The organism is Streptomyces sp. NPDC046349, from assembly GCF_055587885.1.
On the sequence record NZ_JBVJFK010000014.1, the window covers coordinates 75,276 to 87,200 of the forward strand.

An 11,925-nucleotide genomic window follows, 5' to 3' on the forward strand; every position below is an offset into this window, starting at 1 on the left:
ACAACGGCGACCACGATGACACGGCGCCCTGTTCAGCGGCGGGGCCTCGCACGGTGGCGTACGGCCGCCCGCACGACGAGCATCGCGGCGGCCCTGCCGGCTCGACGGCCGAGGGTCACCAGACCGCCGCGCGCACCTGGGTATGTCGGGGTGGTACGCCACACAGCGGCCCGACGCAGGAGGGTGGGCGCCACCCCGCGCGCAGCGTCGATCGGCCCGGCGTACGGCGCCACGAGTACCCGGCTGCGAGGCCTGACGGCCGTCCGCACGACGGCTCGGGCGACGCGTTCGCAAGAGCCGACGGGCGCCTTGGACCGGGCACGGCCTGAGCCGCTGTCCGCGTGAGGGGAGAACGGCACGTGCGGGTCGCCGGGCAGGATGGTGCAGACCGCGATCCGGTGCTCGCCCACGGACGCCAGTTCCTGGCGCAGTACCTCGTCGAACGTGACCAGCGCTGCCGTGGACATGGCGTAACCGCCCACGTAGAGCTCTTCGACCGCCGTGCCTGCCAGGGAAGCGACGTCGATGACGACGCCGCCGCCCTGCAGTTGCATGATCGGCACCGCGGCGCGGGCACCGTGCACGGCACCGAGGACGTTGACGCCGAGCAGCCGCCGCAGGTCCCGCGCGGGCGCCCGGACGACCGGCGCGGGGATGCCCATCCCTGCCGCATTGACCCAGACGTCGATGCGGCCGAACCTCGCCACGGCGGCAGCGGCCAGCTCCAGGACCTCCCGCTCGTCCGCCACATCGGTGGGGACGACGTAACCTTCGCCGCCCCGCCGCAGGCACTCGCGCCCCACCGCGCCCAGGACTGCGGCATTGCGCGCGGCCAGTACGACGCGGGCCCCGCGCCCCGCGCACTGCAGGGCGGTGGCCCGGCCCACTCCGCTCGAGGCTCCGGTCACCACGACGACCGCATCACGCATTCTCACACCGTGCTTCTCACCCCGGGCGGCCGACTTATGTCCCACGAGTGTCCGGCGGGCCCGTACTGGGCAGGGCAGCGCACCCGGTGTCGGTGGGCGTACGGTGGAAACACCCCAGGACGGCCGCCGCAGGAGGGCACTCCACTCAAGGCCACGGTGGGAGGGACCGGGCGAGGAGGCGGCCATGAGCATGACCCCGGCGGACCTTCCGATGCCTGCCCCGGGGCTGAAGACCGATACCCTGCGCGTCGGCGACGCCGTGGTGTGCGTCCTGGCCGGTGACCTGCACACCGGCACGCAGACCATCGGCGACCGGGCTCTGAACGAGGCACTGGAGTGTCGTCCGGCGCTGCTGGCGGTCGATCTGGATGCGGTGGAGCTGTTCACCGCCGCCGGACTGAATCTGCTCCTCGCCCTGCAGGACACCGCGCACGCCCGCGATGTACCGTTCGTCCTCCTCTCCCCCAGTACCGCGGTCCGCCGCGTCCTCGAAGTCACCGGCGCAGCCCGGGCGTTCACCGTCTGCTCCACCTTCGCGGAAGCCAGCGCCCGGTACGGGCCGTGATCCGTGCGGGCGGCGTCGGAGTACCGGGGGTGAGGACGGGCAGGTGCACAGCACGATACGACGTCAGCCGTCGGGACCGGCCATGGGTCCACCGCCCTGCGCAGCACACCACCGCGAACTCGCTCTCGGCGAGACGGCGGACTTGGAGGCATGCAATAGGGGCATCGCCTGGGTACGCCAGACACTCACCGACTGGGGCCTGCTCGAGCGGGGCCAGGACGCACTCCTGATCGCGGTCGAGCTGCTCTCCAACGCCGCCAAGCACGCCGGCGGCATCCGCAGCCTGACCCTGGCCCACCACGACGGCCTGCTGCAGATCACCGTCACCGACCCCAGCCCCGACCCCCCGCTGCTGCGCTCACACCGGCCCGACGCCGTCGGTGGTCACGGCATCTTCCTCATCGACCGCCTCGCCCAGCACTGGGGCACCCGGCCCAACGGCCGCGGCAAGACGGTGTGGGCCACGCTTTCCCTGCCGCCGTGAAACACGAGGCGGGCGCTCGGGGGCGCCGCGCCGCGTTCGCCGGCCGCGTCACGTTGCCACCTTCAGTCGACCCCGGTAGCGCGGGGTGTCTCACCGGAGCAGGCTGGACAGCAGGTCCGGGGCCGAGGCGTGGATCGGCAGGCGCCCCCGTGGAGGGGATACGGAATGACCGTCGGGGTAGCCGGATCACATGGACACCACCACCGAAACCACGCCGCTGCGCGCTGTCGCGCTGGTCTGCACACTCTCCCCGTCGCCCCAGCGGTCCAGTTCGCAGCTGCTGGCCGAGCAGACGATGGCCGCGCTGGCCGATCACGGCGTCACCGGCAAGGTGATCCGGGTGGCCGACCACGACGTCAAACCGGGGGTCAAGGTCGACATGGGAGACGGCGACGCCTGGCCGGAGATCCGGGACACGATCCTGGGCTGCGACATCCTGGTCCTGTCCACGCCGATCTGGCTCGGCCACCCCTCCAGCATCGCCCAGCGCGTCCTGGAGCGCCTCGACGCCGAACTCGGCGAAAGCGACGACGAGGGCCGCATGCTCACCTACGGCAAGGCGGCCGCGGTGTGCGTGGTCGGCAACGAGGACGGCGCCCACCACGTCAGCGCCGAACTCTTCCAGGGCCTGAACGACGTCGGTTTCTCCCTCGCCCCGAACGCGGTCACCTACTGGGTCGGCGAGGCCATGCACGGCACCGACTACCAGGACCTGGACAAAACCCCCGAGAAGACGGCCTCCGCGACCGCCGCACTCGCAGCGAACACCGCCCACCTCGCCCGCCGTCTCAAGGCGGCGCCCTACCCGCCCTCTACCTGACACCCGCCTCCGGCCGTGCCGAAAGGAGACCCCGATGCCCCCGCACGAACAGGCCCACCTCACCGATCCGGTGGGGCTGTACCCCCGGCCGCCCTTTCCCGAACAGGACCAGGACCACCCCGGGTCGACCGAAACGATGGATCCCCGCCCCGACCACGGCGAGGACACCTACAAGGGTCATGGCCTGCTGCACGGCCGCAGGGCCCTGGTCACCGGAGGGGACTCCGGAATCGGCCGGGCCGTCTGCCTGGCCTTCGCACGGGAAGGCGCCGACGTCGTCTTCAGCCACCTGCCCGAGGAAGCCGACGAGGCCGAGGAGACCGCCCGCCTCATCCGCCAGGCCGGCCGCACGGCGCTGGCCGTCGTCTGCGACATCCGGCACGAGGGCGAGTGCACCGCCCTCGTCGACAAGGCAGTGGGCGAGATGGGAGGCATCGACCTGCTCGTCAACAACGCCGCCTACCAGATGGCCCAGCCGGACGGGATCGAGGCGATCACCACCGAGCAGTTCGACCGGGTGATGAAGACCAACCTTTACGGGATGTTCTGGCTGACCAAGGCCGCGCTGGCCCACATGCCGCGCGGCTCCTCGGTGATCAACACCGCCTCGGTGCAGGGCTACCAGCCGAGCCCGCACCTCCTGGACTACGCCATGACCAAGTCCGCGATCGTCTCCTTCACCCACAGCCTGGCCCAGATGCTCGCCGAGCGCGGCATTCGTGCGAACGCCGTGGCCCCGGGACCTGTGTGGACCCCGCTGATCCCGGCGACGATGCCCGACCCGACGAAGTTCGGCGAGCAGTCGCCCCTGGGCCGGCCCGCCCAGCCGGCGGAGATGGCACCCGCGTACGTCTTCCTCGCCTCCGACCAGGCCTCCTACATCACCGGCGAGATCGTCAACGCCACCGGCGGAACGCCCCTGCCATGACGCCCGGCGAAGCTCTGCGCCGCATCGCCTTCCTCCTCGAATGGCGCGGGGCGTCCCCGTACCGGGTGCGGGCCTTCCACACCGCGGCCGATGCCGTCCGCGACCTGCCGGCGGGCCCGGTGGACGCCTCGCAGGCCGGACGGCTGCGCGGGGTGGGCCCGGTCACCGCCGAAGTGATCGCCCAGGCATCTATGGGCGAGGTGCCGGCCTATCTGGCGCGGCTGCAGGCCGAAGCCGGCGCGGACGCCCGCGCGGGCTGGGACCTCGCGGCCGCGAGCAGGGGGGACTGCCATCTGCACTCCGACTGGTCGGACGGCGGCAGCCCGCTCGAGGACATGGCCGACGCGGCCCGCGCCCTCGGCCGCCAATGGGCCGTGCTGACCGATCACTCGCCGCGGCTGACGATCGCCCGTGGACTGAGCGCCGAGCGGCTCGAAGCCCAACTGGAAGCCGTGGCCAGGGTGAACTCACAGGTCGGGCCGGATTTCCGGCTGCTCACCGGCATCGAGTGCGACATCCTCGAGGACGGTTCGCTCGACCAGGAGGAAGACCTCCTCGGGCGGCTGGACATCGTCGTGGCGTCCGTGCACTCCAAGCTCCGATCGGAACCCGAACCCATGACCGCCCGCATGGTGGCCGCGGTCCGCAACCCGCACGTCGACGTCCTGGGCCACTGCACGGGACGGATCATCACCGGCCGGGGGCGCCCGCGGTCCCGCTTCGACGCCGAGGCGGTGTTCGCCGCGTGCGCGGAGGCCGGGACCGCGGTGGAGATCAACTGTCGGCCCGAGCGGCGCGACCCGCCGGACGACCTGCTCGCGCAGGCCGCCGCCGCGGGCTGTCTCTTCGCCGTGGACACCGACGCCCACGCCCCCGAACAGCTGCACTGGCAGAGCATCGGCTACGCACGCGCGGCCCGGGTCGGCCTCGGAGCGGACCGGCTCATCACGACCTGGCCGCTCGGGCGGCTACTGACCGGCAGAAGCGGCCGACCGTGAGGGCCCACCCTGCGTGCCGCCGCGCCGTACCTGCGGTGACAGGGCTGCCTGGCCCCCTCCGATCGGGTGAGACGCCCTGTGCGGCCGGGCGCCCCCCGGCCCGACGGGGAACCGATCGGAGCGGGCCGGAGCGGCCCCACCCCGAACACGCATGGAGGCGAGATGGGACACGGCGGGAATGTGATCGACGAGCTGATGGCCGACCACCGGGAGGTGGAGGAGATGTTCAGCCGTCTCCAGGCCATGACCGGCGGCGGGGAGGCGCTTCGCGATCTCATCGACGAGATCACCATCGAACTGGTGCGGCACTCGGTCGCCGAGGAGCAGTACCTCTACCCGGCGGTACGCGAGCACGTCCAGGGCGGCGGCCGGATGGCGGACAAGGAGATCGAGGACCACGGCCGCGTCGAGAAGATGCTGAAGCAGCTGGAGAAGATGAGCACCGACGACGCGCAGATGAGCCCGCTCCTGCAGCAGCTCATGGACGAGGTCGCCGCCCACGTCCAGGACGAGGAGACCAATCTCTTTCCCATGCTGCAGCGAGCCTGCACCCCGCAGCAGCTGGACGACCTCGGTGACAAGATCCGCCGCGCCAAGGCCATGGCACCCACACGCCCCCACCCGGCCGCCCCGAGCAGCCCCACCGCCAGCAAGCTCCTCGCACCGGGCGCCGGCCTGGTGGACCGGGCACGCGACTTCGTGACCGGCCGCGGCAAGTCCTGAAGCCCGCCCGGGGCGGCGGCCCGCAGGCACCCTTCCGGGCCCGCCGCCCTGGACGGACGGTGACGTGCGTCATGCCGCACGGCTGCCGCTTCCGGCTAGCCTGGTCGCTCACGAGCGGAGCGGCGCAGCTTCGCGCCGCAGCTCGCGGGGCCCGGCACGGGCCCCAGCGGGCACGCCCCCGAGGAAGCCGCTGTGTCCGCCGATCTCGCTCCCGTCATAGCCGCCGGCACCCGTTGGCTGCTGACCGCCTTCCCGCCCGCCCCGGGCGCCTTCAGCCGGGCCCTGGCCGAGGCTCAGGCCCGCCAGGCCGTCACGCTCGCCGCCGCCCTGCGGTACCCGGCGTCTCTCGACGCGGAGCTTCTGCACCTGCTCGGCCCGGGCGGCAGCGGCCGGCTGGACCGGCTGACCGGCGCCGAAGGCGGCGCCGATGCCGACTGGCGAAGCTGGGTGGACGAAACCGTCGTCAGCTGGGCCGCCTGCCTCCTCGCCGACCCCGCTCTCTCCGTCGTGGCCCACCGCCTCGTTGATCGCAGCCGGGCAGGCGAACTCACCCGTCTCACGCACCCCGGCGACAACGAACACGAGGCCGCGCCCCTCCTGCGCCACCCCGACCTGCTCGAACCCGTCGCCGCTCTCCACCGGGAACTCCTGTCCGACCTGCTGGACAGCGAGAACGCCGCTCTGGGCTGAGGGCTTCCGGTCATCTCCGGCGGGCGTCGCACGACGACGGCCACGGCGCCTCGCGGCGTTGTCGGAACGCCTGGATACGCCGGGTGTGAGGATGCTCTTCCGCCTTGCGATGCACCGCATCCGACGCCGCGCTGACCGACCGGGCTTGCGGGACGGCCCTCGGGTTCGGTCGGCAGCGGCCCTACGAGCGCCCCGTCTCACCGCGCGGGTCGGCGGCGCGGCCGCCGGCGCCCAGCAGACCTGTCGGCTCGAAACCCTGTGCCCGTTCCAGGCGTGGAAGCTCGGTGCGGGCGATGTGAGTGACGACGGCCGGCAGCAGAGCCCGCACCGGCTGCACCGCACGCAGCCAGGCGGGTACGTAGACGGCGGTCGAGCGCCGCTCGGCGGCGACGGCCAGCCGGTCCGCGACCCGGGGGGCCGGGTACACCTTGCGTGCCGGCGGCGGCATGTGGGCGCGCAGCTCGCGCAGGACTGCGTGGCGGTCACCGTCCCGGATCATGTCGGTGTCGGTCCAGTTGAGGTAGGCGATCCCGACTGCGACACCGCGATGGGCGACTTCCGCGCGCAGGGCATGGGCGAACGCCTCGACTCCCGCTTTTGAGGCGCAGTAGGCGCTCATGAGGGGGGACGTCCCCAGGGCCGCCAGGGAGGCCACCTGCAGGTAGTAGCCGCGGGTGTCGAGGAGGTGGGGCAGGAAGGAGCGTGCTGTCGCTGCACTGCCGATCAGATTGACCTCGATGACGCGGCGCCAGACCCGGGGATCGGAGTCGGCGAACGGGCCGCCCTCGGCGATGCCGGCGTTGCCCACCACGATGGACGCGGCTCCGAGGCGTGCGCGCACCTCCCGGGCCGTGTCGGCGAGCGCCGCATCGTCGGTCACGTCGACCTCCCAGCAGGCCGACTCGTGGTGCAGGGAGCGGGCGACGTCGTGGAGGCGGCCGCCTTCGAGGCCCAGCAGGGCAAGCCGTGCGCCCCGCTCGTCGAACGCCCTCGCCAGAGCCGCTCCCAACCCGCGCGCCGCCCCCGTCACCACCACCGTACGGCCCGCCAAGGGCCCGCTCTGCGTCCGCGTCCTCACCTGCGCCTCCGCCGGTTCGCTTCTCCTGTTCCCTCCAGAATGCCCCTGCGGAGCGTAACCGGCCGCCTTCGGGACAGGTCCGCTTTGAGGTGCAATGTGGAGTTTTTCGGGTACGCGCAGGGTGATCGTGGCATTTCCGCGACAGTGCGATATCTCGGAGAAGGAGGAACTGTGGCAGTACGTCACCGGCTCGTCCGCCGTCCGCCCCGCGTCGTGTGGGCCGTACTCGCCGATCCGGCCCTGTACGGGGAGTGGGTGGTGGGCCCCTCCGAATCCACGCCGCTCGATGACACCTGGCCCGCCCCGGGATCCCGGCTGCGCTACACGGTCCGGCTGGGCCCCTGGTCCGCCGGGGGCACGACGACCGTGCGCCACCAGGAGCCCGGCAGGGAACTGGAGCTGGAGGCCTCGTTCGAGTCCCTCGGCACGGCGCGGATATTCCTGCAGCTCAGGCCGTGGGGTGAGGAGACCCTCGTCGTCTGCGACGAGCACCCGCTGCGCGGCCTGGGAGGGACCCTGCACAACCCGGTGAGCGAAGCGGCGCTCCAGCTGCGGCACCGCGGCATGCTGGCCCGCCTGGCCAGGCTCGTGGAGGAGCAGCCCGACGAGGTGCTCCGTGCCTGACGCGGTGGTGATCGGCGCAGGCCCCAACGGACTGGTGGCCGCGAACCTGCTGGTCGACGCGGGGTGGAGCGTGCAGGTGCTGGAGGCGCAGGAGGCGCCCGGCGGCGCTGTACGAAGCGATCGCGGGGTGCATCCGGACTACGTGTCCGACCTCTTCAGCGCGTTCTACCCGCTCGCCGCCGCCTCCCCGGTCCTGGCCCGCCTGGACCTCGCCGCCGAGGGCCTGCGTTGGAGCCACGCCCCCGCCGTCCTGGCCCATCCCCTTTTGGACGGGCGGTGCGCGGTGCTGGAACGGCGGGTGGAGGACACCTGCACCGCCCTGGCCGATTTCGCCGCTGCGGACGCCGACGCCTGGCTGGACATGTACCGGACGTGGAGCAGGGTCGGGCCGGACCTCGTCGCGGCCCTGTTCACCCCCTTCCCTCCCGTCCGGTCAGGCCTCCGGCTGGCCGCGGAGTTCCGCGCCTGCGGGGGGCTGCGGCTGGCCCGGAAACTCGCCCTGCCCGTACGCCGCCTCGGCGAGGAGGAGTTCACCGGGGAGGGCGGCCGCCTCCTGCTCGCCGGCAACGCCCTGCACGCGGACCTGGCCCCCGAGGCGGCGGGCAGCGGAGGTTTCGGCTGGCTCATGTCCATGCTGGGACAGAGCCATGGTTTCCCGGTCCCTCTCGGAGGGGCCGGTGCCCTCACCACGGCGCTCGTGAGCCGCCTGCGCCGCCGCGGCGGCGTTCTGCGCTGCGGGAAACGGGTTTCGGCCGTGGTCCTGCGTGCAGGCACCGCGACCGGAGTCAGGACCGCGGACGGGGAGACCGTCGACGCGAGCCGGGCCGTACTGGCCGACACGTCGGCACCGGCCCTCTACCGGGACCTGGTCGGTGAGGAACACCTCCCCTCCCGGCTCGTGCGGGACCTGGGACGCTTCCAGTGGGATTTCGCGACCTTCAAGGTCGACTGGGCGCTGACAGGCCGTGTGCCGTGGACTTCGGCGGGGGCGGCGGGCGCGGGCACCGTCCACCTCGCCCGCGGCGTCGACGGTCTCACCCGCTTCGCCGCCCAGATCGCTGCGGGGCAGGTCCCCGACGAGCCGTTCGTCCTCTTCGGTCAGATGACCACTGCGGACCCCAGCCGCTCCCCGGCCGGTACGGAGTCGGCGTGGGCGTACACCCACCTTCCTCAGGACATCGCCTCCGACGCCGGCCCCGACCGCATCTCCGGCCGCTGGGACCCCCGGGAACAGCAGGCCATGGCCGACCGCATCGAAGCCCAGGTGGAACGCTTCGCTCCCGGCTTCCGCGGGCTGATCGCAGCCCGCAGGATCCTCGCCCCCACCACCCTCCAGGCGATGGACGAGAACCTCCGCAACGGCGCCATCAACAACGGCACCACTGCCCTGCACCAGCAGACGGTCTTCCGCCCCACCCCCGGGACCGGCCGGCCCGAGACGCCCGTCAAGCGGCTCTACCTGGCCTCCGCGGCCGCCCACCCCGGCGGCGGGGTCCACGGCGCGCCGGGAGCCAACGCCGCGCGGGCAGCGTTGCGCTCCCATGGCCTGCACGGCCTGCTCCACCGTGCCCAGCGCGTCTGACGGAATCGGACCGCGCGGGCGTCAGGGATGGAAGAGGACCTTCACCATGTTGTCCCGCTTCTCCTGGAAGTCCGCGTACGCCTGCGGAGCGTCGTCCAGGGGCAGGTGGTGGGTGGCGAAGCCCTCGACGCCGAGGGGGTCCCCGTCGGTCAGCAGGGGCAGCAGGTCGTCGACCCACCGGTGGACGTTGGCCTGTCCCATGCGCAGCTGGATCTGCTTGTCGAACATCGTGAGCAGCGGGAGCGGGTCGGCGGCTCCGCCGTAGACGCCGGAAAGCGAGATGGTGCCGCCTCGGCGTACGAGCGCGATGGCCAGCTTCAGCGCGCCCAGACGGTCCACGCCCGCCTTCTTCATCAGCGCGGAGGCCAGGGCGTCCGGGAGCAGTCCGGTCGCGGTCTGCGCGGCCTTGACGCCGAGGCTGCCGTGGGCCTCCATGCCGACGGCGTCGATCACCGCGTCCGGTCCGCGGCCGCCGGTCGCGCTGCGGACCGCGTCGACGAGCTGATCGCCGTACTCGGACAGGTCGTAGACCTGTACGCCGTGTCCGGCGGCGCGGGCGAGCCGTTCGGGCACCAGGTCGATGCCGATCACCTTGCCGGCCCCGCGGTGGGCGGCGATGCGGGTGCACATGTCGCCGATGGGCCCGAGACCCAGGACCGCCACGCTGCCGCCGGAGGGTATGTCGGCGTAGGCGACGGCCTGCCAGGCGGTCGGCAGGACGTCCGACAGGTACACGAACCGTTCGTCGGGCGGCCCCTCGGGAACACGGATCGGGAGGGTGTCGGCGAAGGGGACGCGCAGGTACTCGGCCTGTCCTCCGGGCACCTGGCCGTAGAGCTTGGTGTAGCCGAAGAGGCTCGCCCCGCTGCCGTGCTCGCGGACCTGGGTGGTCTCGCACTGCGAGTGCAGGCCGCGCTCGCACATGAAGCAGGTGCCGCAGGACACGTTGAACGGTACGACGACCCGGTCACCGACCTTCAGCTCCCGGACCTCGGGCCCCACCTCGGCCACGACGCCCATGGGCTCGTGTCCCAGGATGTCCCCCGCGTCCAGGAACGGCCCGAGTACCTCGTACAGATGCAGGTCGGATCCGCACAGGCCGGTCGTCGTCACTTCGATCACGGCGTCCGTGGGATCGACGATCTGCGGATCCGGAACACTGGCCACCTCGATCTTGCGGCGGCCCTGCCAGGTCACGGCTCTCATCACGCCTCCTCTGTCACGTGCGCGTTCACCCTTGTGCGGCGCCTGTCCACTCACAGCGCACCCATGCCCCCGCAGGCCGTGGGAGTTCCTTGCGGGGAGAGGCGCTGCGGACGGCTCGGAGTCCGGTTCGGTGCGGGCGGGGTGAGGGACGGCCGGACCGAAGCCGGGCGGGCGGTGGGGGTGGAACCAGGGGGACCCCCGGTCCGGCACGAAGTGTCCGGCGGGCGTGTCCGTACCCCTTGGGATACCCGTCCGCTCGGCCTAGGGTTGGCGCATGGCGGAGCGGCTGATGGCGGTGGTCGGCTACGAGGCAGCGGAGCTGCTGGACATCGCGTGCGTGACCACGACCCTGGCCATGGCCAACGGCATAGGTGCGCCCGATGTCCCGTACCGGGTGCTCCTCGCGGGGCCGGGCGGTGCTCCCGTCGTCTGCGGCTCGGGTCTCGTCCTGCACAGTGAGCAGTCGCTGGAGCGGCTGACCGGCCCCCTGGACACCCTGATCGTCTCCGGGGGGACGGGGTTCGAGCAGGCGGCGGCGGACGGGCGGCTCGTCGGGCACGTGCGCCGGCTGGCTCGGGAGAGCAGGAGGGTCGCGTCGGTGTGCACGGGTGCGGGGGTGCTGGCCGCCGCCGGGCTGCTGGACGGCCGGCGTGCGACCACTCACTGGCGCTTCGCCCGTCTGCTCGCCGAGCGGCACCCGAAGGTGGCTGTGGACCCTGCACCCATCTTCGTCCGCGACGGCCACGTCTACACGGCGGCCGGCGTGACGAGCGCGCTGGACCTCACCCTCGCGTTCGTCGAGGAGGACCACGGCCCGGAGCTGGCGCGCCAGGTGGCGCGGGACCTCGTGGTGTATCTGCAACGTCCCGGGAACCAGGCGCAGATGAGCCTGTTCACCGCGGCTGCGCCGGCTCGGGACGACGTGGTCCGTGCGCTCGCCGAGCACATCGCCGCCCACCCCGACGACGACCTGAGCACGGCGGCACTTGCGGCGCGGGCCGGGGTGACGGTGCGCCACCTCAACCGTCTTTTCACCGAGCAGGTCGGCCTGGCACCGGGCCGCTACGTCAGGCGGGCCCGCACGGAAGCCGCGGCGCAGCTGCTCGCCTCGACGATTCTGCCGATGGCGGGCGTCGCGGCGCGCTGTGGTTTCGGCAGTGCCGAGGCGCTGCGGCAGGCGTTCACGGAGCGGTTCGGGATCGCGCCGTCCCGCTACCGTGCGGCGATGCGCCGCGGATGAGGCCGCATGGGGCCGCATGGGGCCCGATCGTATGCAGAGCGCGTGCGTGCTCGACCCG

Annotated in this window: 13 protein-coding genes; 10 read left to right on the forward strand and 3 right to left on the reverse strand. The window is 72.7% G+C overall.

Annotation, left to right across the window (positions count from 1 at the left end; genetic code table 11):
- Positions 1–32: 32 nt before the first annotated feature.
- Positions 33–929 (reverse strand): SDR family NAD(P)-dependent oxidoreductase, encoded by an 897-nt coding sequence (locus ACZ6JS_RS29405; RefSeq protein ID WP_469302366.1) that lies wholly within the window; start codon positions 927–929, stop codon positions 33–35.
- 184 nt (positions 930–1,113) lie between these two features.
- On the opposite strand from ACZ6JS_RS29405, the gene ACZ6JS_RS29410 reads away from it, so the two are divergent.
- The 7 genes from ACZ6JS_RS29410 to ACZ6JS_RS29440 all read left to right on the forward strand — a co-directional run bounded on the left by ACZ6JS_RS29410 (position 1,114) and on the right by ACZ6JS_RS29440 (position 6,137).
- Positions 1,114–1,494, forward strand: a complete 381-nt coding sequence (locus tag ACZ6JS_RS29410; RefSeq protein ID WP_469302367.1) for an STAS domain-containing protein — start codon at positions 1,114–1,116, stop codon at positions 1,492–1,494.
- An 82-nt stretch (positions 1,495–1,576) separates the two neighbouring features.
- Positions 1,577–1,978 carry an ATP-binding protein gene (locus ACZ6JS_RS29415; protein ID WP_469302368.1) on the forward strand — a complete coding sequence of 134 codons (402 nt, stop codon included), beginning with the start codon at positions 1,577–1,579 and terminating at the stop codon, positions 1,976–1,978.
- A gap of 190 nt (positions 1,979–2,168) precedes the next feature.
- Complete coding sequence (locus ACZ6JS_RS29420) at positions 2,169–2,798, forward strand: flavodoxin family protein (RefSeq protein ID WP_469302369.1); 630 nt, start codon at positions 2,169–2,171, stop codon at positions 2,796–2,798.
- Between the two features lie 34 nt (positions 2,799–2,832).
- Positions 2,833–3,726 carry an SDR family oxidoreductase gene (locus ACZ6JS_RS29425; protein WP_469302370.1) on the forward strand — a complete coding sequence of 298 codons (894 nt, stop codon included), beginning with the start codon at positions 2,833–2,835 and terminating at the stop codon, positions 3,724–3,726.
- Positions 3,723–4,724, forward strand: coding sequence for a PHP domain-containing protein (locus tag ACZ6JS_RS29430; RefSeq protein ID WP_469302371.1), 1,002 nt, complete (start codon positions 3,723–3,725; stop codon positions 4,722–4,724). The genes ACZ6JS_RS29425 and ACZ6JS_RS29430 overlap by 4 nt, the downstream gene beginning before the upstream one ends.
- Before the next feature lie 162 nt (positions 4,725–4,886).
- Positions 4,887–5,447 carry a hemerythrin domain-containing protein gene (locus tag ACZ6JS_RS29435; RefSeq protein WP_469302373.1) on the forward strand — a complete coding sequence of 187 codons (561 nt, stop codon included), beginning with the start codon at positions 4,887–4,889 and terminating at the stop codon, positions 5,445–5,447.
- A 192-nt stretch (positions 5,448–5,639) separates the two neighbouring features.
- On the forward strand, positions 5,640–6,137 hold the full coding sequence (locus ACZ6JS_RS29440; protein WP_469302374.1) for a hypothetical protein: 498 nt from the start codon (positions 5,640–5,642) through the stop codon (positions 6,135–6,137).
- Between the two features lie 181 nt (positions 6,138–6,318).
- On the opposite strand, the gene ACZ6JS_RS29445 is transcribed toward ACZ6JS_RS29440, so the two are convergent.
- On the reverse strand, positions 6,319–7,215 hold the full coding sequence (locus ACZ6JS_RS29445; RefSeq protein WP_469302376.1) for an SDR family oxidoreductase: 897 nt from the start codon (positions 7,213–7,215) through the stop codon (positions 6,319–6,321).
- 171 nt (positions 7,216–7,386) lie between these two features.
- Between ACZ6JS_RS29445 and ACZ6JS_RS29450 the strand changes: the two genes are divergently transcribed.
- Positions 7,387–7,839, forward strand: a complete 453-nt coding sequence (locus tag ACZ6JS_RS29450; protein ID WP_469302377.1) for an SRPBCC family protein — start codon at positions 7,387–7,389, stop codon at positions 7,837–7,839.
- Positions 7,832–9,421, forward strand: a complete 1,590-nt coding sequence (locus tag ACZ6JS_RS29455; protein ID WP_469302378.1) for a phytoene desaturase family protein — start codon at positions 7,832–7,834, stop codon at positions 9,419–9,421. Before ACZ6JS_RS29450 ends, ACZ6JS_RS29455 begins: the two co-directional genes overlap by 8 nt.
- A gap of 21 nt (positions 9,422–9,442) precedes the next feature.
- Here ACZ6JS_RS29455 and ACZ6JS_RS29460 read toward each other — a convergent pair whose 3' ends face one another.
- Complete coding sequence (locus ACZ6JS_RS29460; RefSeq protein ID WP_469302380.1) at positions 9,443–10,627, reverse strand: zinc-dependent alcohol dehydrogenase; 1,185 nt, start codon at positions 10,625–10,627, stop codon at positions 9,443–9,445.
- A gap of 274 nt (positions 10,628–10,901) precedes the next feature.
- Between ACZ6JS_RS29460 and ACZ6JS_RS29465 the strand changes: the two genes are divergently transcribed.
- The gene (locus ACZ6JS_RS29465) at positions 10,902–11,867 is read left to right on the forward strand and encodes a GlxA family transcriptional regulator (protein ID WP_469302381.1); all 966 of its coding nucleotides are present in this window, start codon (positions 10,902–10,904) and stop codon (positions 11,865–11,867) included.
- Positions 11,868–11,925: the final 58 nt, after the last annotated feature.